This is a genomic window from Oerskovia sp. 140933, from assembly GCF_059651515.1.
In genome coordinates this window covers 1-22,463 of sequence record NZ_JAMXIO010000051.1, presented here as the reverse complement: position 1 = coordinate 22,463, position 22,463 = coordinate 1, and the positions used below count along the sequence as shown (strand labels likewise).

General features: G+C 66.7%; 16 protein-coding genes, 1 tRNA gene and 1 pseudogene. 15 read left to right on the top strand and 3 right to left on the bottom strand.

The genetic code is table 11. The annotated features are described in order from the left end of the window. A pseudogene (locus NHG27_RS18080) lies at nt 1-367 on the top strand (hypothetical protein); the annotation flags it as partial. Nucleotides 368-1,017: 650 nt separating this feature from the next. Here NHG27_RS18080 and NHG27_RS18075 read toward each other — a convergent pair. Beyond that, nucleotides 1,018-1,143 (bottom strand): hypothetical protein, encoded by a 126-nt coding sequence (locus NHG27_RS18075; RefSeq protein WP_497017222.1) that lies wholly within the window; start codon nt 1,141-1,143, stop codon nt 1,018-1,020. Between the two features lie 440 nt (nt 1,144-1,583). On the opposite strand from NHG27_RS18075, the gene NHG27_RS18070 reads away from it, so the two are divergent. From NHG27_RS18070 to NHG27_RS18055, 4 genes are all read left to right on the top strand, one after another. Then, the gene (locus tag NHG27_RS18070; RefSeq protein ID WP_497017221.1) at nt 1,584-4,304 is read left to right on the top strand and encodes a DNA methyltransferase; all 2,721 of its coding nucleotides are present in this window, start codon (nt 1,584-1,586) and stop codon (nt 4,302-4,304) included. A 59-nt stretch (nt 4,305-4,363) separates the two neighbouring features. Beyond that, nucleotides 4,364-6,289, top strand: a complete 1,926-nt coding sequence (locus NHG27_RS18065; protein WP_497017220.1) for a DEAD/DEAH box helicase — start codon at nt 4,364-4,366, stop codon at nt 6,287-6,289. Next, the gene (locus tag NHG27_RS18060) at nt 6,286-7,476 is read left to right on the top strand and encodes a GIY-YIG nuclease family protein (RefSeq protein WP_497017219.1); all 1,191 of its coding nucleotides are present in this window, start codon (nt 6,286-6,288) and stop codon (nt 7,474-7,476) included. Before NHG27_RS18065 ends, NHG27_RS18060 begins: the two co-directional genes overlap by 4 nt. Nucleotides 7,477-7,833: 357 nt before the next feature. After that, nucleotides 7,834-8,358 carry a hypothetical protein gene (locus NHG27_RS18055; RefSeq protein WP_497017218.1) on the top strand — a complete coding sequence of 175 codons (525 nt, stop codon included), beginning with the start codon at nt 7,834-7,836 and terminating at the stop codon, nt 8,356-8,358. Between the two features lie 100 nt (nt 8,359-8,458). Here the strand turns inward: NHG27_RS18055 and NHG27_RS18050 are convergent, their stop codons facing one another. After that, complete coding sequence (locus NHG27_RS18050) at nt 8,459-9,076, bottom strand: hypothetical protein (RefSeq protein WP_497017217.1); 618 nt, start codon at nt 9,074-9,076, stop codon at nt 8,459-8,461. Between the two features lie 503 nt (nt 9,077-9,579). Here NHG27_RS18050 and NHG27_RS18045 point away from each other — a divergent pair. The 3 genes from NHG27_RS18045 (at nt 9,580) to NHG27_RS18035 (ending at nt 12,340) form a co-directional block, all read left to right on the top strand. Beyond that, nucleotides 9,580-9,816 (top strand): mechanosensitive ion channel protein MscS, encoded by a 237-nt coding sequence (locus NHG27_RS18045; RefSeq protein WP_497017216.1) that lies wholly within the window; start codon nt 9,580-9,582, stop codon nt 9,814-9,816. Nucleotides 9,817-9,953: 137 nt separating this feature from the next. Beyond that, complete coding sequence (locus NHG27_RS18040) at nt 9,954-10,928, top strand: site-specific integrase (RefSeq protein WP_497017215.1); 975 nt, start codon at nt 9,954-9,956, stop codon at nt 10,926-10,928. A 62-nt stretch (nt 10,929-10,990) separates the two neighbouring features. Then, nucleotides 10,991-12,340, top strand: a complete 1,350-nt coding sequence (locus NHG27_RS18035; RefSeq protein WP_497017214.1) for a hypothetical protein — start codon at nt 10,991-10,993, stop codon at nt 12,338-12,340. A gap of 221 nt (nt 12,341-12,561) precedes the next feature. Here the strand turns inward: NHG27_RS18035 and NHG27_RS18030 are convergent. Beyond that, nucleotides 12,562-12,644, bottom strand: a tRNA-Leu gene (locus NHG27_RS18030). A 291-nt stretch (nt 12,645-12,935) separates the two neighbouring features. On the opposite strand from NHG27_RS18030, the gene NHG27_RS18025 reads away from it, so the two are divergent. The 7 genes from NHG27_RS18025 to pknB are packed head-to-tail and all read left to right on the top strand — an operon-like array spanning nt 12,936 to nt 22,407. Continuing rightward, complete coding sequence (locus tag NHG27_RS18025) at nt 12,936-13,640, top strand: FHA domain-containing protein (protein WP_193719499.1); 705 nt, start codon at nt 12,936-12,938, stop codon at nt 13,638-13,640. A 10-nt stretch (nt 13,641-13,650) separates the two neighbouring features. After that, complete coding sequence (locus tag NHG27_RS18020) at nt 13,651-14,163, top strand: FHA domain-containing protein FhaB/FipA (protein ID WP_193719498.1); 513 nt, start codon at nt 13,651-13,653, stop codon at nt 14,161-14,163. A 6-nt stretch (nt 14,164-14,169) separates the two neighbouring features. Then, nucleotides 14,170-15,564 (top strand): PP2C family protein-serine/threonine phosphatase, encoded by a 1,395-nt coding sequence (locus tag NHG27_RS18015; protein ID WP_497017213.1) that lies wholly within the window; start codon nt 14,170-14,172, stop codon nt 15,562-15,564. After that, nucleotides 15,564-17,165, top strand: coding sequence for an FtsW/RodA/SpoVE family cell cycle protein (locus NHG27_RS18010; protein ID WP_497017212.1), 1,602 nt, complete (start codon nt 15,564-15,566; stop codon nt 17,163-17,165). The genes NHG27_RS18015 and NHG27_RS18010 overlap by 1 nt, the downstream gene beginning before the upstream one ends. Next, complete coding sequence (locus NHG27_RS18005; RefSeq protein ID WP_193719495.1) at nt 17,162-18,625, top strand: peptidoglycan D,D-transpeptidase FtsI family protein; 1,464 nt, start codon at nt 17,162-17,164, stop codon at nt 18,623-18,625. The genes NHG27_RS18010 and NHG27_RS18005 overlap by 4 nt, the downstream gene beginning before the upstream one ends. Further along, nucleotides 18,622-20,328: a serine/threonine-protein kinase gene (locus NHG27_RS18000; protein ID WP_497017211.1), complete on the top strand. Its 1,707-nt coding sequence runs from the start codon at nt 18,622-18,624 to the stop codon at nt 20,326-20,328. Before NHG27_RS18005 ends, NHG27_RS18000 begins: the two co-directional genes overlap by 4 nt. Continuing rightward, nucleotides 20,329-22,407, top strand: coding sequence for a Stk1 family PASTA domain-containing Ser/Thr kinase (gene pknB / locus NHG27_RS17995; RefSeq protein ID WP_497017210.1), 2,079 nt, complete (start codon nt 20,329-20,331; stop codon nt 22,405-22,407). Nucleotides 22,408-22,463 lie beyond the last annotated feature (56 nt).

The following is a 22,463-nucleotide window of genomic DNA, read 5'->3' as shown; positions in this document are numbered from 1 at the left end:
CCCCCCCCCCCCCCCCCCCCCCCCGGATGACTCCGGACAGGGGATTACGGCCTGGGCACTCTCCTACAACCGGCGCACACTTGTCGAAGGCCTCAACGCCCAGCTCCGCTTCCTCGATGCCGACATCAACCACGGCTTCATCCAGGTCCTCGGGCGTCAGGCAACGAACCTGCTCCTCGCGTTCGCCATCGCCGGACACAACGCGATCCAGATCCACAAGTGGTTCAGCGCCCGCGCACTGCCTGAACCCTGGCAGGTCGAGCTCGGCGAGAAGCCCGACACCAGGCCAGTCGGCCGCGGCACCCGGTCCCGCAAGAACAAGCACCGCGCTCCACCCGGCAAGGACTTCCGGCACACGACCTCGTGAGCACCTGACGACCACAGCACGCCACCAGTACGCCAAGCGCGCCCTGAACCTCCGAGTGCGCGCAAGAGTCGAGGCTCCGAGAACTCCAGCGCGGCTCCACGCCCGCCGCGACAGCGCATCTCAGGGCTGAACCAGCCCCAACGACAATGGTCCCGGCCGGGAGAACCCGACCGAGACCATTAACGAACTGCCGACGGCTCCTAGTACGAAACCGTCTTCACGTGGGGGGTTTCGGGAAGTGGCTGACCTGCGGCGATGCGGCGCCTGGGCCCGGCCCAGGCGCACGCCGACGACACGCCCAGGCACACCTGTGCGCGAGGCCCAGAACCCGGCGAACACGACCTCACGTTCAAGTGCAGGGCATCGATCGCGAAGCGGACCTCCGGATGCGCGGCCGATGCACGTGCGCTGAGCGCCTGGACCGTCGTGAGACGGTCAGTAATGCGCCGACCATGCCGCACCTACACTGCCCCTCATGACCACCCCGAAGGCCGCCATTCCGCCGATTCCCAAGAAGCTACCCGCCGCCGTCCCAGCCGGTAGAGCCTCAGGCAGCCTGATCCTCTGGGGCGTCATCGCCCTGGTCATCGGACAGGTCCTCTACGCAGCCGGTCAGCAGTCACAGATCAACGCCGCGCTCAGACACTGGGTCAGGGCCATTGATCCTCATCGGCGCGGCGATCTCGATCGTCGGACTGATCCTCGTGGTTCGGGCCGTCCTGCGCCTCGCCGAGCGCATCGACTTCCTGTACCACCGGAATGGCGGGAGATGACATAGGGCCAATTGTCTGCCAGGCCTCAGCGAACGACCGGCCGCGGTACGCCATCGAGAAGCTCGGGTGGAGGCCAGACCGCCGGGTAGGCCTCGCCGGCCTCGCCACAAGCGGCGGCACCTGTGTCGCCTCATACTGTCGTCCGATGCCTTCCTCAAGGAAGGCTCACTCGGGCTCGCCATGGCCGCTTGCGGACACGGGCCGTGAGACACGACGCACAGACCGGCCGCCCGACCGCCGCATACGTCTCATGAACGGTCGCCCACAGCACAGCGCGACCCGTCCAGATCCGCAAGCGTCATCCCCGATCCCGAACCTCGCGTCCAGCTCAACGGATAGGATCCTCACAGCGCAACAGGCCACGGCCGACGTCGCCGTCAGCCAGTACGAACGGGCCGACTACTGCAGATGAAGCAGCCTCACGTCAGGACAGGCAAGATCATATGGCGAGACTCAACCTCAAGGCCATCGAGGAGCGCGTTGCGCCGCTCGCCGGCCGTGAGTCGTACGACCGCGAGTTCATATTCGAGCTGCTGCTCGCCTACGGGAAGTCTCAGAGCAACGTCACGCGGCTGCGCAACGGATCGCTCAACGTGGCGCTGGATGTCGCGAGCGAAGTCGCGCAGAAGAACGTTGTCTACTTCAAGGAGACGACGAGTGACCCCCTCGCAGTACTCGAGGAACTAAAGACATCACCCGCCGTAGTTCGATATAGCACCCGCTTCGTCATAGTCACCGACTACGTCGAGCTTGTCGCGACGGACACGAAAACGGCCGAGACGATCGGCTTCCCTATCCGGGAAATCGACCAACACTTCACGTTCTTTCTGCCATGGGCAGGCATGGAGAAGGCCCAGTACACCACCGAAGCGCATGCAGACGTCAAAGCCGCTGAGCGCATGGGCAAGCTGTTCGATGAACTGCTCGCCGCGAATCCGGACCTCCTCCAGCAACCGCATGGGCGCCACGCACTGAACTTGTTCTTCACGCGCCTGCTATTCTGCTTCTTTGCCGAGGACACTGGAATCTTTGACGGGAACCAGTTCACCAACGCAATTGGGTCGCACACACAACCCGATGGCTCCGACATGGACGAGTTCCTGACGGACCTGTTCATTGCGCTAGACACCGAGCATGCCGCTGACAAACCCAAACACCTCGCGGCGTTCCCGTACGTCAATGGCAGACTCTTCACGATGTCCGAGGGCGATGTGGTGCCGCAGTTCACGAAGAAGGCTCGAGAAGAACTCATCGAGTCGGGCAAGCTCATCTGGCGAGAGATCAATCCTGACATCTTCGGATCGATGTTCCAAGCGATTGTCACACCGGGTAAGCGCTCAGGGCTGGGCCAGCACTACACCTCGGTGCCGAACATCCTTAAGACAATCGAACCGCTTTTTTTAAACGAACTTAAGGAGAAGTTCGACGGCGGGTTCGACTCGGTGAAGAAACTCGAGGCCCTCTTGCAGCGTATAAGTGAGATCAAGATATTCGACCCCGCCTGCGGCTCGGGGAACTTCCTAGTCATCGCTTACAAGGAACTACGCAAACTCGAGCACGCCATCCTCGAGCGCCTGGCCGAAATGCGCGGCGGGACGCACCAGGGCCAGCTTTTGGGCTCAAAGATCAACATCGAGAAATTCTTCGGCATCGAAATCGACGACTTTGCCGTCGAAGTGGCAATTCTGTCGCTATGGATCGCGAAGCACCAGATGAATGTTGAATACCGTGAGAAGTTTGGAATCGATCTCCCCCTGATCCCGCTCAAGGAGACAGGGCAGATCAGAGCGGGCAATGCAACACGTCTGGACTGGAACACAGTCTGTCCGAACGACCGGCACTCTGAAATATACCTAATTGGCAACCCGCCCTACTACGGATCCAAGCTTCAAACCGCAGAGCAAAAGGCAGATTACTCGTACGTAATCGCGGACACGAGTCTGTCTAAGAACCTTGATTATATTGCCCTGTGGTTCATCAAGGGGGCCCAATACATTAGCAATAGCAGGGCTGAACTATCGTTTGTGACGACCAACTCCCTCGCACAGGGGCAGCAGGTTGAACTCCTCTTCCCGTACTTGATTGGTCTCGGTCTAGAAATTGGGTATGCCCACACCTCATTCAAGTGGTCGAATAACGCGAAGCGAAATGCTGGCGTGACGGTGTCGGTCATTAATTGGCGCACCATTCGGGCCGGTCAAAAGTACATCTATGTAGGCGACTTGCAAATTAAAGCGTCGAATATCAATGGGTACCTTGCTGATGGCGACAATATTGTCGTAACGGGTCGCCGTAAGCCATTGTCGAGCCTCCCTCTTATTTCCAACGGCAGCATGCCTAACGACGGGGGGAATCTCCTGATTAGGGAGTCCGTGTGGCGTGGCATGGTCGCCACCGATCCAAGAGTCGGGGAGTACACGAGAGAATTTGCGGGGACTGAGGAGTTTATCGACGGCGTTGATAAGTACGCCCTCTGGTTGACGTTGGAGAATCACGCCATCGCAGCCGAGGTTCCGGAGATCAGCCGGAGAGTGCTCGGCGTGTTCAACCATCGATCAAAGAGTACTCGCCCTGCAACCAAGAAGCTCGCGGACGTTCCTTGGCGTTTCGCCGAAGTCCGATACCGGGAAACCGACTCAATTCTGATCCCTCGCCACTCGTCTGAGCGGCGAAAGTACATTCCAATTGGCTATCTGGGTCCAGATGTGATCATCGGTGACTCTGCAAGTGCAATTTACGATGCCGAACCTTGGGTTCTTGCTCTCCTAACATCGCGCATGCATATGGCGTGGACTCGCGCAGTCGCAGGTGCGCTCGAGGATCGGATTCGCTACTCCAACACGATCGTCTATAACAATTTTCCAGCGCCTCCGTTGTGCGATTCGATGAAGGAACAGCTTACTGTCGCTGCGCTGCAGGTGCTGGACGTTCGCGAGTACCACTGCGAGCGGACGCTCGCCGAGCTGTACGACCCGGCCTCGATGCCAACTGATCTCCGCCAGGCCCACCACGACATCGACGTACTCGTGGACTCGATCTACTCGAAGCACGGCTACGAGACCGACGAGGAGCGCCTGTCAGACCTGTTCGCGATGTATGAGCGCATGGCCGCCGAAGAAGTAGCGAAGGCCCGGGCGAAGAGGACCAGGAGCATGAAGCAGTGAACGCGATTAACAAGCCGGTGAACATTGTGAATGTCACTTACGCCCAGACGAAGGCTTCCGTGAACACGGATGAGTTGGGCATGCGAGAGATGCAGCAGCGCGTCTTCGGGAAGCGAGACTCGCAGCACCTGCTCGTGAAGGCTCCACCAGCATCGGGCAAGTCACGCGCGCTCATGTTCGTGGCGCTCGACAAGCTCTACAACCAAGGCCGCAAGAAGGTCATCGTCGCGGTGCCGGAGCGTTCGATCGGGGCGTCCTTCGCGTCGACCAGTCTCACGAAGTGCGGCTTCTTTGCCGATTGGGAGATCAAGCCGGAGCACAACCTTTGCGATGCCGGGTCTTCCGCAGGCAAGGTCGACGCGTTTATAAAGTTCCTCGCGGGGCCCGACGCGACGCTCGTGTGCACCCACGCGACCCTGCGCTTCGCCTTCGAGAAGCTGGCACCGGAGTCGTTCAATGGCACAGTGCTCGCGATCGACGAGTTCCACCATGTCTCGGCCGACACGGAGTCGAGCCGTTTGGGCTCGCTGCTGCGTGACGTGATGAACGGCTCCGACGTCCATATCGTTGCGATGACGGGGTCATATTTCCGAGGGGACTCGGTTCCGGTGCTCTCGGCCGAGGACGAGGCGAAGTTTACTCCGGTTACGTTCAACTACTACGACCAGCTCAACGGCTATGAGTACCTGCAGTCGTTGGGTATCGGCCACCACTTCTACCAGGGTCGATACACGGACGCGATCGGCGAGGTCCTAGACCTCGACAAGAAGACGATCGTGCACATCCCGAACGTCAACTCGGGCGAGTCGACGAAGGACAAGATCGAGGAGGTCGGTCACATCATCGACGTCATCGGTCGCGTCGAGGAGACCGACCCGGACACCGGCATCATCAGCGTGCGCCGCACAGACACCGGAGCCATCGTGCGCGTGGCCGACCTCGTCGACGACACCGACCAGAAGAAGCGCGGCGACACGCTCCACTACCTCGGCCACACGGCGTCGAAGGAGCAAGACGCGGTCGACATCATCATTGCCCTCGGCATGGCCAAGGAAGGGTTCGACTGGCCCTTCGCCGAGCACGCCCTCACGGTCGGCTACCGGGCCTCGCTCACCGAGGTCATCCAGATCATCGGGCGCGTGACCCGTGACAGCCCGGGCAAGCCTCACGCGCAGTTCACGAACCTGATCGCCGAGCCCGACGCGTCCCAGAGCGAGGTGAAGGTGTCAGTGAACAACATGCTCAAGGCCATCACCGCGTCGCTGCTGATGGAGCAGGTGCTGGCGCAGAACTTCACGTTCAAGACGAAGAAGTTCGACGGCGACGACTCGAAGGTCCCTGGCCAGCTGAAGATCAAGGGGTTCAAGGAGCCCTCGAGCGAGCGCGTGAAGCAGATCGTCGAGACCGATCTGAACGACCTGAAGGCGACGATTCTCCAGGACGACTCGTTCGCGAGGGCAGCTGCCGGATCGGTGGATCCCGAGACCACCAACAAGGTCCTGATCCCCAAGATCATCCGCGAGAAGTACCCAGATCTCACCGAGGCGCAAGTCGAGGAGGTCCGCCAGCAGGTCGTGGTGGACTCGGTGATCAAGAACGGCGAGGTGCGCGAGGTAGGCGATAAGCGGTTCATCAAGATGGCCGAGAAGTTCGTCAACATCGACGAACTCAACATCAACCTCATCGACTCCGTGAACCCGTTCCAGCGCGCCTTCGAGGTCCTGTCCAAGTCGGTCACGCCGTCGGTGCTGAGGATCATCCAGGATACAATCGCGGCGACGCGGGTCGAGTTCAGCGAGGAAGAGGCCGTCGCTCTGTTCCCGAAGATCCAGAACTGGGTCAAGGTCAACGGCGGACGCCGACCGAACGCCCGCGCCGAGGACCCCACAGAGAAGCGCTACGCGGAGGCCCTGCTCTACTTGCAGCGGCTGAAGTACCAGCGTGCCGCGGAGAAGCGCGCGGCGGCCACGGCGGAGGACGCATGAACGAGCCCAAGAGCGTGGACGCCGGCGCTCCGCTGACCCTCGACGACATCCTCGGCGGGGACGTCGATGGCCTGCTCGACGCGCCGGAAGCGCCAAAGAAGGTCACATCCTCGGACCGGCTCGAGCGTGCATTTCTCGAGATCGTCGAGTTCCGCCGAGTTCACGACCGCGTCCCGAGCTCGACGACCCGTGAGATCGCCGAGCGGAAGCTTGGTTCCAGGTTGGACGGAATCCTCGCCAACGACGCCAAGATCGAGGCTCTCAAGCACCTCGATGAGTTCGGTCTGCTTGATGCACCAGAAGCGCCCGCATCGCTGGACGACCTGCTCGAGGGCGACGACCTCGACGACCTACTCGGCGACGACAGCGGGATCCTGGATGTGTCGGACCTACCTGCCCTCCGCAAGGTCGAGTCACCCGACTCGGTAGCGAAACGTGTCAAGGCCGAGGACTTCGAGCAGTTCGAGCATCTGTTCAAGGCTAAGCACGCGGAACTCGCTGACGGCACGTTCCAGTTGACCACGTTCACAGGTCTTGACCTGATCCACGAGGGCGTGTTCTTCGTCCTTGGTGGCGTCATGTGTTTCGTAGCCGAGGTCGGTGAGGACGTGGATCTCGTCGTCGGTGGCAAGCCGAAGCAGAAGCAGCGCTTGCGGGTCGTGTTTGAGAACGGCACCGAGTCGAGGATGTACAAGCAGAGCTTGATGACGCGCATGTACGAGCAGCAGGGTCAGGTTCTGGCGCGCACGGGCATCGACGCGAGCGAGATCCTCGATGGTGAGGTGGAGAGCGGCCACATCTATGTCCTGCAGTCGTTGAGCAAGGACCCGCAGATCGCTGGGATAGAGAACCTGCACAAGATCGGGTTCTCTACGACGAGCGTCGAGCAGCGGATCAAGGACGCGGAGAAGTCGCCGACCTACCTGATGGCTCCGGTCAAGGTGGTGGCGGACTATCGTCTTTACAACGCCCGACCATCGGCGCTCGAGCACTTGCTGCATCGTGTCTTCGCAGCCGTGCGACTGGACTTGACTCAGATCGATCGGAAGGGTCGGGATTATGACCCGTCCGAGTGGTTCGTCGTGCCGCGAGACGTCATCAATCGGGCGGTTGCCATGATCATGTCGGGGGAGATTGCCGAGTTCGTGTACGAGCCCGCTTCACAGCGCTTGGTGCAACGTGGCTGAGGGCCATCGTCAGACGAGACTGATCCGGAAGCCCCGTACCTGTGCAGGCGGCAACGTCGGTCACTTCGAGGACCTCCCTGGCGCCATGGCCTTCGCCAGGCCTCTTACATCAGCTACCCACCGATCCAAGAACCACGCCACCAAGAGTTGCGACGGGCATCTCGCTAATTTCATGCGTTGACACTGGGCGGCGTCTCGTGCTTTGATGCTAGGCACCAGAGTCGTTTCTAGGCCCATCCCTACCGAAGGGTGAAGGACATGACACTTCCCAGCTTCGCCAAGACGAGCTCAGCCTCGCCCTCGTCACCGACCTTGAAGCGACACGCAGCGGCGGCGCGACTCGGACTCCATGTAGCGATGATCGACAAGATGATCCGCGCAGGGATGCTGACCGTCCCGATCACCGTCGCCGATGTCGACCGCCTCACCAACTGGCCATGGCTCGAAGTTGTCTCGGGCGAGCTGACGGTCCTTCGAACGGACGCCGCCCAGCCGGCCGATATGAGTCTCCACCCCACGGACACGCGCATGCAGATCGGATTCTCGGTGCACCACACCGACGCTGAGCTCGAGGCAACCAGCCTCCGGTGGTGGCGTTCGGAGCCCCAGAGGGTGCTGGAGAACGAACTGTTCGCGGTCACCGTCTCCACCTTCCCCGTCGCGCTCTACCTCATCACAGGCCACGAGGCGCCGCAGAAGCGGGTCGGAGAGGACTTCGACCGCTACCACTACCGCGGCAAGCTTCTGGCCCGCGTTACGCCAGGAATGGTGGTCAGGACGAGCAAGCCGTCGTCGGGCGAGCTGACTGAGCGAGTGCAGCAAGTCATGTCCAGTCGAATCAAGGTCAACAGTGGTGGGCCCGTCGGTTACCTCAGCGCCTAAGAAAGGGCCGGCGTACACCACTCGGGCTCACTGCCCGCGACACGTGCGTCGGCCGGGCGCCCCCGCCCCGACAGGAGAACCGGCAGTCGCCGCAAACGCTTCAGTTGGGTCCGTCAGTGCGCGTTCGGAGACCCTGGAGTAGTTTCTTCGCCCAAGCCGCGCCCCGACGGCGCCAACGAGCAAGAAGACCCGCGACCGACAGCTTCATCGCTTGATCGATGTCTGGCAAAGAGCCCGGGATCCGCAACGGCATCCGATTGCGGTAGAGACGGCCGTTCGGCTGCTTCCACCACCAATCGCCGAGCGCGTCCTGGAACAGCACGGCAACAACGAAGATGAGCGGAGACTGCCCCCGCCAGGCCAAGAACATCGGCCCTGGAATCACGAAGACACTCGTCGACTGAGGGCGCACGAGGGGGACGTCGAACGTCGACATACCGTACTGGACCTCCCCAGGGGCCGTGGCAGTAGGCCGCTCGAAGCGAGGACGAACGATGACGCGTGGCAGCTGCAAAGCTGAGTTGGTGTCGTTACGTACAGTCACGCGGACGCCGACCTGATCAATCGGCCCACCGAGGATCGGCTCAGCCCAAGCACTCACGGCGGTAAGGCGAATACGCTGTTCATTTCTCTGGACGCGCCGCACTTCAAGAAGGGCAAGCGCAGACAACAGAGCAGCAAGGAAGCCGGCTAATGCGGCCCATCCTTCGGCGCTCATGGCCCTGATCTTGGCACAGGTGCCCACGCAGAGCTCGGGACTGCACTGAGGCAGTCCCGTCGGTGCTCGTCTGGGCCTGCTTGGTGCGTCTGAATAGGGCGTCAATCCGGGTGGACCTCTGCGTGCGTGCGCGGGCGCGCCCGCTCTCGTCCGAGGTCCTAGGCGAGGCCCCGTCGTCCCGGGCACGCAGTCGCTCGGCGGCCGTGCGGGCGTCGAGGCGGGCATCTTCCTGCACGCCACGCGTCAGATGCGAAAGTCACCGTCGACCAGCGCCTCGCAACTAGCCCACGCCGCGTGTCTAGCACCGGCCGCTCGACGGTCTTCGCTACCTTGGAAATAGTTGCCCGTACCTAGTGCGGGGACTTGCCACATCGTCTGGGCAATCTGCCGCGTGGCGCTTGAGAACCACCACCCCTCTCTGACGGACTGACCATCCGGCGTGATCGGGTCTACGGACCCGCGTTTCGTCGGATGTGTGCAGTCTCGATCGGGAGGTGGAGCAGGTGGACGAGCGTCATGAGGGCCGGATCGTCATCCGATCCGCACGTACCGGTAGACCTGCGTCCCACAGGCGCGCCTACAAGCCGGACGAGCTGGTGCGTTTCGACGCCCGCATCCCCGCCGCCATCGCCCAGGGCCTGTACGAAACAGCCCACGAGTCCGGGCTTCCCGTAACCGTGGTGCTCGCCAACGTCCTCTCCCGCGCCCTCGACGACGGCAACAGGGCCGCCATGGACTAGACGGGATCGGTGCAGGGCGCCGAACGCGCGAAAACGGGCCCAGGAGCTCGAACTCCTGAACCCGATCGCCACGCCACTACAGCGGATCCTTACCGCCGCTGTCAGAAACACCCGCTAGGCCAATTGGGGGTACTTCCATGCCTACAGCACCTTCAGAGTGCTCTTCTGGAACTGAGTCCGTCAACCGCCACGCCGAAGAACTCGCCCACGCCGCTGCCATCGTGCACGGGTACTCGCCGAACGCGATCCGCCCCGAGCACTGGGAGCCCGTCGCCGAGTTCACCCGTCAGGTCGGGCTCGACCTGGAACCGGTCGATCGGCGTCGGGCTACCGAAACCATGAGAACCCTGTCGCAGTTCGTCGTCTGGGCACACCGTCAGGGTATGCCGCTGGACCGGGAGGCGATCTTCACCCCGGACATGGTCGAGCGGTACATCGCGGTCGCGTGCGGACACCTAGCCGAGTCATCGCGGGCCACCCGACGCTCCGATCTGCGACGCTTCTCCGCGGCCGTGACACGCAAAGCGCCGTGGCCACCGCGAGCTCAGCGTCTGCGCGGGGATTATGCGATCGTCCCCTACACGCCGGCGGAGGTCGCTCGTCTGCTTGAGGTCGCAGCACATCAACGCACGGCGCTGCAGCGACGCCGCTTGAGCGCTCTCCTTGCCATCGGACTCGGGACCGGCGCCTACCCGCGCGAGGCACGGTCGGCCACGACCGATGACCTCGTCGAACGACATGGGCGCGTGTGCCTGAGGATCCCTGGTGATCGAGCTCGCCTCGTCCCTGTGAGTCCGCCCCACGATGTCACCCTCGATCGGATCCGCGTGGAGGATCCCGGTTCGTCGATCCTCGGGTTCGTGGCCAAGGGATGGGACCGCGCACCCCTCGGGCATCTGCTCGAGGACATCGACCTTCCGCCGGACTGCCCTGATCTCAAGGCACACCGCCTTCGAGCCACGTGGCTGTTACGGCACCTGAACAACCGCGTCCACCTCAACGGTCTCGCCCAGATAGCCGGTGTCACGTCCTGGAAGACGTTCGGTCACCTCATGACCTACCTGCCACCGATCGACGAAGCGGACCTGTTCGACGAACTCACCCGCCGATGAGCGCGCCAGCGGTCACGATGACGTCCCACCCGCCCCTCACTGCGTCGGGACAGAGCGTCATCGTGTATCGCCCCAACCCGCTCACCGAGACACACCGCGTCGCTCGCGCGATAGCGATGGCGGCAAACCCCAAGCTCCAAGCAATCATCTCGGCCAGCACGAAGAAGTACGGGCGCCCGCGCAAAGTGAGCATCGAGTGCCTGACACGGATCCTGTTCCTGCATGCGATGACCGACACCGAGAAGATGACGCTTCGTGCGATCGAGCGGACTGTCGTTGCCCTCTCGCCGAAGAGCCGACGCCTGCTGGGCATCCCCGAGCGGTCGATTAGCAACCCTCCGGAGCGAGGTCGCCTATACAAGCGGATACGCGACACGTTCGCCGCCTTGGTGGAGGCAACACATGAGGGAATCCACGTCGACCACGACCACGCCATGCGGGTCAACGGTGACACCGGCGAAGTCGACCCCTGTCCACCGGGCTGCCCCGCCGTCGACATGACACCGGACGAGATCGCGACCGCAATAGTCCAGGCCAGCCTGCCCAGGACTCTTCGGCGCACTCGCGGCATCGCGATCGACGGTACGGACTTCGAGTCGTTCGCCACCTCGTACTCGCACGGGTACCGCGGCCCCGAAGGACAAGTCTGTGCCGACCCTGACGCCGGCCGGGGCAAGCGCACTCCTACCAGTCGCCGCCCGACCGAGCACTACGTCGGATACGAGCTTCACGTCGCGGCTCACATCCCCCGACCAGGGGAGGCCCCGATCCCCACTCTCTGCGCCGGGATGGTTCTCCGCCCGGGTGTGACCGACCGCGGCCCGGCCGCTCTCGCCCTCACGCGGGCCATCCAGAGCTTCTGCGAGATCGACGAAGCACTGTTCGACCGCGGCTACACCACCGCGAAACCTGAGAACTTCGCCCGACCGCTTCGTCAACTCGGCATCGATGTCACCATGGACCTGCACACCAGCCAACGCGGCGTCCGCCCAGGACCCGCGGCCGGGACGATCTGGCTCGATGGGCACCTGTACTCCGACGCGATCCCTGACGCTCTGCGTGAAGTACGGCCACCCGCGCCATACGCGCGCGCGGGCGACAAGGCGCGCATCCGCGAAGACTTCGACGCCCGCGAGTCATACCGCTTCATCGCCCACAGCCGACACGATGCGAACCGCGGAACACAGCGCCTCAAAGGCCCTGCTGTTGCGGGGCACGTGCGCTGCCCGAACACCCCGTCCTCGATGCGCCGAGGTCCGGAGGTCCCGACAACGCGATGTGTCCCAGGCAGACCGTGCGGATGCGCAGCGACGATCACCGTCGCCGACACCGACCATGAACGTGACCGACAACGACTTCCCTGGCAGTCAACGGCCTGGGCACTCAAGGACTTCCGGCACACGACCTCGTGAGCACCTGACGACCACAGCACGCCACCAGTACGCCAAGCGCGCCCTGCACCTCCGAGTGCGCGCAAGAGTCGAGGCTCCGAGAACTCCAGCGCGGCTCCACGCCCGCCGCGACAGCGCATCTCAGGGCTGAACCAGCCCAACGACAATGGTCCCGGCCGGGAGAACCCGACCGAGACCATTAACGAACTGCCGACGGCTCCTAGTACGAAACCGTCTTCACGTGCGCGAGGGGGGACTTGAACCCCCACGCCCTTTCGGACACTAGCACCTGAAGCTAGCGCGTCTGCCATTCCGCCACTCGCGCGTGCCGCAGAAGATTATCACGAGTGCCGACCAGGACCTGCATCGGTCGTCGGTCGCTCTCGCCAGACCTTCCACCGGCGCCCCACCACGACCTGAGCCCGGTGGTGCACCAGAGAGAACAGTACCCCGCCCGCGGACCCGTCTCACGCCCGAAGCACCCGATCTCCCCCTGATCTCCCCCTCCACTTCAGTGGATCACCGGCCTGGCGAGGCCTCAGGTCGTTACGATCTAGGTAGTCTGCCCGGGGACCGTGTACCCGGTCGAGGGAACGTCGATGAGGGAGGAGGTGGCATGGGAGTCCTGGATCGTTTCGAGAAGGGCGTCGAGCGCGTCGTCAACAACGCCTTCAAGGTCGGGCGCAGCGAGGTGAAGCCCGTCGAGCTGGCGAGCGCTCTGCGTCGTGAGGTCGACGACCGGGCCGCGGTCGTGGACCGCGACCGGACCGTCGTGCCCAACCAGTTCATCATCGAGCTGTCGCCCGACGACTATGCACAGGTCGAGGGCTGGGGGGCGGAGTCGCTCGCCGACGAGCTCGCGGCCAACGTGACGGAGCACGCGGCGTCGCAGCACTACGCGTTCGTCGGACCCGTGAGCGTGTCCTTCGAGCAGGAGGACTCCCTCGACACCGGGCGTTTCCAGCTGCGGTCGGCGAGCGTGCGCGGGAACGTCGCACCGGCGACGAGCGCTGCACCGAGCGCGCGGCACCCGCTGGTCGACATCGACGGGCAGCGTTACCTCCTCACGGGCCCGGTCACGGTCATCGGCCGCGGCTCGGAGGCGGACATCGTCGTCGACGACCCGGGCGTCTCGCGTCGCCACCTCGAGATCCGGGTGACGCCCGACGGCGTGATCGCGACGGACCTCGGATCGACCAACGGACTGTTCGTCGAGGGCCATCAGGTCCCGGCCGCTACCCTGCTCGACGGGAACAGCCTGACCATCGGGCGGACCCGCATCATGTTCTGGACGGGCGCGCCCGACAACGAGGATTGGTGATCCCCTCCGCATGACCGAGCTGACGTTCACCCTGCTGCGGCTGGGATTCCTGGTCCTCCTGTGGGTGTTCGTGTTCGCCGCGATCGGTGTGCTGCGACGCGACCTTTACGGCACGAAGATCACGGCACGCAAGGGCCGGAGCGCCCAGGACGCCCCGCGGGCCGCGGCCGGCGCCGCGCCGTCCCGTTCCGCGCCCGCCTCCGCCCCGACCCCGGCAGCCCCTGCACCGACGGGTCCGACGCGGCTCGTCGTGACGGCGGGCCCGTTGCGCGGCACCACGGTCCCGCTCTCCACCTCCTCGATCCTGCTGGGGCGCGCACCGAGCTGCACGCTCGTCCTCGACGACGACTACTCGTCGTCCCGGCACGCCCGGATCTTCCCGCAGGGTGGCACCTGGTACGTGGAGGACCTCGGATCGACCAACGGCACGTACATCAACGAGCGGCGCATCTCCGGGATCGAACCCCTGCCGCCCGGCGTGGGAGTGCGGGTCGGTCAGAGCGTCGTCGAGCTGCAGCGGTAGCGCGCCATGAACATCGCACTGAAGTACGCGGCCCTGTCCGACGTGGGCCTTGTCCGGTCGAACAACCAGGACTCGGGCTATGCCGGCCCGCACCTGGTCGTCGTCGCGGACGGCATGGGGGGCCACGCCGGCGGCGACGTCGCGTCGTCCCTCGCGGTCGCCGCCCTGGCCCCGCTCGACGGCGAGTCCCACCGTCCCGACGAGGCGCTCGCCCTGCTGGAGTCCTCGATCGACAACGCGCGCCTCGACCTGGTCGAGCGCAGCGAGCAGACCCCTGAGCTCGCCGGGATGGGCACCACCGTCACGGCCCTGCTGCGCAGCGGCAACACGCTCGCGATGGCGCACCTGGGCGACTCGCGCGCCTACCTGCTGCGCGACGGCGTCCTGACCCAGGTCACGACCGACCACACGTTCGTCCAGCACCTCGTCGACACGGGCCGGATCACCCCGGAGGAGGCCGACTACCACCCGCAGCGCAACGTCGTGATGCGGGTCCTCGGCGACTTCGACGTCGACCTCACGCCCGACATGTCGGTCCGTGAGGCACGCCCCGGTGACCGCTGGATGCTGTGCTCGGACGGTCTCTCGGGCTTCGTGAGCCTCGAGACCCTCGAGCAGACCCTCGTCTCCGTCGAGGACACCGACGAGTGCGCCGAGCGCCTCCTGCACCTCGCGCTGCGCGCGGGCAGCACGGACAACGTGACGGTCGTGGTGGTCGACGTCGTCGACCTGGACACCCTTCCCGACGGGGCCGGGCCCTCGACGTCACCCGTCGTCGTCGGGTCCGCCGCGATCGACCGGGACCGCCCGACGTCGGCCCAGGACGGCCCCGCCGCCCGTGCCGCGACGCTCGTCGCGACGGCGAACGACACGGGCAAGCAGCCCGAGGACGGCGAGCCGGCGGATACCGGGCAGGAGACGAGCAGCACCGGGACCGCAGGGGACGACTCCGACGTCCGCCCGGCCAAGCGCACGAAGCGGTGGATCGCCCCCGTGGTGACGCTCGTCGTCCTCGCCGGGATCGGGGCGGGCGCCCTGTACGGATACCGCTGGACGCAGGAGCAGTACTACGTCGGGGTCGCCGACGGCCAGGTCGCCGTGTTCCGGGGCGTCCCGACGAGCGCCGGCCCGCTGACGCTGTCCACGCCGATCGAGCTCACGGGGGCCAAGGTCGACGACCTGCCGCCCTACGTCGTGGACCGACTCCACGAGACCATCAGCGCCACGTCCTTCGACGACGCGCGCGAGCGCGCGAGCCGCCTCGTCGCCGACGCCCAGCCCGACACCGAGGAAGCGACGACCCCGGACACCGCGACGCCGACGCCGACTCCCGAACCGACGCCGGATCCTGCCGCCCCGGCGGGCACCGACGAACCGGCCGCACCCCCGGCGGCGCCCTGATGGCCACGGTCGAGCCGCACGCGGCGCGCCCGGCGAAGCGCCCGTCGCGAGGCGCGGAGGCCGGCCTCCTCGTGCTCGCCCTCGCGATCGGGATCGGCGCCTACGCCCTCGTGGGTTTCGGTCTGCTCGACGAGGTCCCCGAGCAGTTCGTCCCGTACAGCCTGGGGCTCGTCGCGCTCGCCGTCGTCGGCCACGTGGTCCTGCGGATCAAGGCGCCCTACGCCGACCAGGTGATGCTCCCCGTCGTCGTCGCGCTCAACGGGCTCGGTCTCGCGATGATCAGCCGCCTCGACATCGGTGGCCAGCTCGTCGGCAGCACCAAGGAGTTCGCGTCGAGGCAGTTCATGTGGACCGCCCTCGGCGTCGTGGCCGCGTGCGCGGTCGTGTGGTTCCTCAAGGACCACCGCACCCTGCGCAAGTACTCGTACACGGCCATGATCGTCGGCCTGGTGCTCGTCATGATGCCGCTGCTCCCCGGGATCGGGCAGAACATCAACGGCGCCCGGATCTGGGTCAACATCGCGGGCTTCTCGCTCCAGCCGGCCGAGTTCGCCAAGATCGCCTTCGCGATCTTCTTCGCGGGGTACCTCGTGACCAACCGGGACACGCTCGCGCTCGCCGGCCCCAAGGTCCTGGGGCTCCAGCTGCCGCGCCTGCGCGACCTGGGCCCCCTGGTCATCGTGTGGGGCGCCTCGCTCGCGGTGCTCATCTTCGAGCGCGACCTGGGGACGTCGCTGCTGTTCTTCGGCCTCTTCGTCGCCATGCTGTACATCGCGACCGAGCGCTTCAGCTGGGTCGTGATCGGCCTGAGCATGTTCGCGGTGGGCGCGGTCGTCGCGGCCTCGGTGTTCCCGCACGTGGCCGCACGCGTCGACGTGTGGCTCCACCCCCTCGACCCGGAGATCTTCGGTCGCAGCCCGGGTGGTTCCGGCCAGCTCGTGGGCGGGATGTTCGGTCTCGCGAACGGTGGCCTGACCGGCACCGGCTGGGGCCAGGGCTACCCCCGCCTGGTGCCGTACGCCAACTCCGACTTCATCTACACCTCGCTGGGCGAGGAGCTCGGCCTCGCGGGACTCCTCGCGATCCTCGTCATGTACCTCGTGCTCGTCGAGCGTGGTCTGCGCACCGCGATCGGGGTGCGTGACGGGTTCGGCAAGCTCCTCGCGGGTGGCCTCGCGTTCGTCATGGCGTGGCAGCTCTTCGTCGTGATCGGCGGGATCACCCGCATCATCCCGCTCACGGGTCTGACCATGCCGTTCGTCGCGCACGGCGGGTCCTCGCTGCTCGCGAACTGGCTCGTGATCGGCCTCCTGCTCCGCATCTCCGACAACGCCCGTCGACCCTCGTCGCTGCCCGTCCGCGGGCAGGTGGCGGCCCACGCCGCCGGCCCGACCTCGGGCAGCCAGCCCGTCGCGGTCGGTTCGCGCTCGCAGGAGGCCGTCGACGCGGGCGAGGCGCGCGCCGCCGTCGGGCCTGCACGGGGTGGTCCCTCCCAGGACCACCCGACGCAGGTCGTGCGCACCGACCTGCCCGAGAACGCTGAGGGCCCGATGACCGGGGCGACCGAGATCATCGACGACACCGAGCGGAAGAACCTGTGAACGTCCCCCTGCGCCGTGTGGCGACCGTCGTGCTCGTGATGTTCCTGGCACTCATGGTCTCGACCACCTACATCCAGTTCGTCCAGGCCGACTCGCTCAACAACGACCCCCGCAACAGCCGGCAGGTCTACCGCGAGTACGGGAACTTCCGCGGCCCGATCGTGGTCGCGGGGGAGTCCGTCGCGCTGTCGACACCGGTCGACGACCCGTACGGGTACCAGCGCTCGTACACGAACGGCCTCCTCTACGGGCACGTCACGGGCTTCTTCTCGATCGTCAACGGGACCAGCGCGATCGAGCGCTCCGAGAACGACTTCCTCAACGGCCAGGCGAGCACGCTGTGGATCGACCGCCTCCAGGGGCTCATCACGGGCCAGAAGCCCCAGGGCGCGTCGGTCGAGCTCACGATCGACCCCGCGGCCCAGCAGGCCGCGTGGGACGCGCTCGGCGAGCAGCGTGGCGCGGTCGTCGCGATCGAGCCCGCGACGGGGAAGATCCTCGCGATGGTCTCCAAGCCGTCGTACGACCCGAACGTCCTCGCGACCCACGACACCAAGGCCGCGAGCGAGGCCTACCAGTCGCTCATCAACGCCGACGGGGACCCGCTCGTGAACCGCGCCATCGCGGGCGCCACGTACCCGCCCGGTTCGACGTTCAAGGTCGTGACCGCGGCGGCCGCGCTCGAGTCGGGCCGGTACACGCCGGAGACCGTCATCCCGGCCCCCGACGTCTACCAGTACCCCAACTCGACCGCCGTCATGCGCAACTTCGGGAGCGCCCGCTGCTCTCCGGACGGCGAGCAGACGCTCGCCGACGCCATGCGCATCTCCTGCAACACGGCGTTCGCTGACCTCGGCGTCACGCTGGGCGGCGACGCCATGCGCGACCAGGCGGAGGCGTTCGGCTTCGACGCCCCCCTCGACATCCCCATGGGCGTCACCAAGAGCCACTTCCCCGACGCGGAGACCACCGACGACGCCGGGCAGCTCGCCCGCGCCTCGATCGGGCAGGGCGACGTGCGGGTCACGCCGCTGCAGATGGCCATGGTCGCGTCCGCGATCGCCAACGGCGGCAAGCAGATGACGCCCTACACGGTGCAGACGATCCGCGGCGCCGACCTCGAGGTCGTCGAGCAGACCGAGCCGTCGCTCCTGCGGACCTCGGTCTCCCCGACGGTCGCCCAGCAGCTCACGACGATGATGGTCGGCGTCGTCGAGAACGGCTCGGCCAAGGCCGCGCGCATCAACGGTGTCCAGGTCGCGGGCAAGACCGGGACCGCCCAGCACCAGCCCGACGCCGCCCCGCACGCCTGGTTCACGGGCTTCGCTCCCACCACGGATCCTCAGGTCGCGGTCGCGGTCATCGTCGAGAACGGCGGCGACTCCGGCAGCGAGGCGACCGGCGGTGCGGTGGCTGCCCCGATCGCGAAGGCCGTGATGGAGGCGGTGTTGAACAAGTGAGGCCCGTCGAGGGCCTGGCCCTGGGCGACCGCTACCGCCTGGTCCGCCGTATCGCGATCGGCGGCATGGGCGAGGTGTGGGTCGCGAACGACCGCGCGCTCGGCCGCGAGGTCGCGGTCAAGCTCCTCCGCGAGGAGTACGCGGGCAACGAGGACTTCCTCGAGCGCCTGCGGACGGAGGCGCGCAACAGCGCAGCCCTGTCCCACCCGAACATCGCCCAGATGTACGACTACGGCGAGCAGAACCAGTCGGGCTACCTCGTCATGGAGCTCGTCATGGGTGAGCCCATGGCGGACCTCCTGGAGCGCGAGCCCGTCCTCGCGCCCTCGAAGCTGCTGCCCATCCTGGCGCAGACCGCGCGGGCGCTGCACGCCGCGCACGTGGCGGGTGTGGTGCACCGTGACGTCAAGCCCGGCAACATCCTGCTCGAGCCGCGCGGGGTCGTGAAGATCACCGACTTCGGGGTCTCTCTCGCCGCGAACCAGGTCCCCATGACCGCGACGGGCATGGTCATGGGCACGGCCCAGTACCTGTCCCCCGAGCAGGCGATCGGCCAGGCCGCGACCGGGGCGTCGGACGTGTACGCGCTGGGGATCGTGGCGTACGAGTCGGTCGCGGGGAACAGGCCGTTCACGGGCACGACCCCGGTCGACATCGCGGTCGCGCACGTCAACGAGAAGGTGCCGCCGCTGCCCGCGCACGTGCACCCGTCGTTGGCGTCGCTCATCTACGCGATGCTCGCGAAGGACCCCAAGGCGCGCCCCATGCCGGCCTCGGCGCTCGCCGAGACCCTCGACGACCTCGTCGAGACCATCGCACGGGACCCGTGGGGTGCCACCGCGCGGGCCGGGGGAGCGTCGCGTCGTTCGCGCCGCACCCAGCCGGCCCGGCACGGGGCACCCGCGCAGCCCAGCTCGCCGACGCCCCTCGAGATCCCGGAGGAGCTGCGTTCGCGCCCGCTGCCCACGGTGTCCTCGGCGCGCTCGCAGGACGCGGAGGGTCCGACGCGCTCCGCCTGGTCGGCGCAGTCGGCGCAGCCGACGTCGGGATACTCGGGTCACTCCTCCCTCTCCGCACCGTCGGCGGCGTCGGCCACGTCGAGCTCCCCCGTCTTCGACGGCCAGGCCTTCCCCCCGCCGCCCCCGCCCCCATCCGTCCCGCCCGTGGCAGAGGCCGAGCCGACCGAGGCGAGCGCGCTCCCGTGGGAGCGCTCGACGGCCGCGCCGGACCAGGCGCCCCCGGCAGCCCCTCCGGCCCCCCGCTCGTACCCGCCCCGTCGTGAGATGCACGCGGGCGCGTCGGCCGCGCGCCCGCGCCCCGCAGAATCCGGCCCGACGGCGTCGCGCACGTCCCGCGAGACCGGTCCCCACCGGGCGGTCGCCGCGGGAGTCACGCGCGCCGAGCGCCGGCGCGCGTCCCAGGACGCGCCGCCCGTCCGGACGTCGACCACGACCGGTCAGCGGATCGGCGGCTTCGCCAAGGGGTTCTCGTGGCCGCTCCTCGCCCTCCTGGGCCTGCTGCTGGTCGTGCTGGTCGCGACCCTCGCCGGGGGCGGCGACCAGCGTTCAGAGGGCGCCTCAGCGGCCTCGAACGTGACCAGATCGTTGTCTTCGTCCCCGGACCTGGCGTCCGACGATGGGATGATGCTCAGTACTGTGCCGGGGACGTCTGCGTCCTCGGCCCCGACATCGAAGGACTCCTAAGTGGTGGACAACGCTCCCCGGGTACTTGCCGGCCGGTACGAGGTCGGTGAGCTCATCGGCCGAGGCGGTATGGCCGAGGTGCACATCGGCCACGACACCCGTCTCGGACGGACCGTGGCGATCAAGATCCTGCGATCGGACCTCGCGCGCGACCCGTCCTTCCTGGCGCGGTTCCGTCGTGAGGCCCAGGCCGCGGCGGCCCTGAACCACCCCGCGATCGTCGCGGTGTACGACACGGGCGAGGACACGCACGTCGAGCCCGGTGGTGCGACGGCGCACGTGCCGTTCATCGTCATGGAGTACGTCGAGGGCCACACCGTCCGCGACATCCTCGGCGACGGTCAGGCCGTCCCGATCGACGAGGCCATCGAGATCACCGCGGGCGTGCTCTCGGCCCTCGAGTACTCGCACCACGCCGGCATCGTGCACCGTGACATCAAGCCCGCCAACGTCATGATCACCCCGACGGGCGCCGTCAAGGTCATGGACTTCGGCATCGCGCGTGCCGTCGCGGACTCCGCGGCGACCATGACGCAGACGCACGCCGTGATCGGCACCGCGCAGTACCTGTCTCCCGAGCAGGCCCGCGGCGAGACGGTCGACGCACGCAGCGACCTCTACTCGACGGGCTGCCTGCTGTTCGAGCTGCTCACCGGTCGTCCGCCGTTCATCGGGGACTCCCCGGTCGCGGTCGCGTACCAGCACGTTCGCGAGGCCCCGGCCAAGCCGAGCGACCTCGCTCCCGACGTTCCCGAGGTCCTCGACCGCATCACGCTCAAGGCGCTCGCCAAGGAGCGCACGGCCCGCTACAGCAGCGCCGCGGAGTTCCGCAACGACCTCGAGAACGCGGTCCGTGGCGGTCACATCACGGCCCCCGCTCTCGGCGTCGCGGCAGCGGCCGCCGCAGGTGCTGGTGCCCTCGCGGCGACCCAGGTGCAGGGCCCGCTCGAGAACGCGACCCAGGTCATGAGCTCCGCCGTCGCGGGGGCACCGAACCCCTGGGAGCAGACCGCGGCGTTCCCCTCTGCCGTCCCCCCGGGGCAGCAGCCCGGGGGCGCACCCACCGACGAGGACGCCGAGGACGACGGGTCGCGCAAGAAGCGGGGCCTCATGTGGGCGCTCATCGCGGTGGGGGTCGTCGCGCTGGCCGCGATCATCACCATGATCGTGATCGGCGGCCAGGACGACAAGGGACCCAAGATGGTCACCGTCCCCACGTTGACGTCGACCATGACGCCCGAGCAGGCCGAGGCCGCCCTGAAGGCGGTGAACCTGGGGTTCCTCCAGGCGTTCGACCAGGAGTCGCAGGAGCCCGAGGGGACGCTCGTCCGGTCGTCGCCGGAGAGCGGGGAGTCCGTCCGCGAGGGTACCGAGGTCACGGTCTTCTTCTCGGCCGGCCCGGATGCGGTGATCGTCCCCGACGTCGCCGGCCTCTCGCAGGAGGCCGCACGCACCGCGCTCACGAACCAGGGACTCGTGGTCGATCCGAACGTCGAGCAGGAGGACGGTACGACCGTCGCCAAGGGGCTGGTGACTCGTTCCGACCCGACGGCCGGGCAGAGCATCGAGGCCGGAGGGACCGTCAAGCTCTACATCTCGACGGGGCTCGTCGCGGTGCCCGACCTGGACGGTCTGTCGGAGGCCGACGCGAAGAAGGCGCTCGACGACGTGGGCCTGGTCGCCGCCTTCAGCACGGAGGAGAGCGAGGAGGCCGTCGGCACGGTCATCGATCAGAACCCCGGCTCCGGCAATCTCGTCAGCCAGGGTTCGAAGGTCAACGTCGTCCTCGCGAAGGCGGCGCCCGAGGAGCCGACGATCGAGAAGACGAACGTCCCGGACATCTTCGGCATGACGCTCTCCCAGGCCGAGCAGGCGCTGGCCGCCCGCAAGCTCGTGCTGGGGAACACCAGCGAGGAGGAGTCCTCGGAGGTCGCCAAGGGCCGGGTCATCTCCTCGAACCCCGGCGAGAGCGCGGTCCTGGACGTCAATTCGAAGGTCGACGTCGTGATCTCGTCCGGACCGCCCGCGGGTGACGACGGCGGGAACGACCAGGGCGGAGAGCCTTCTCCCAACCCGTGATCGCCGTGCGCCGACACCAGAGCGCACAGGACGGGTGAGGGCCCGGCACCGTGAGG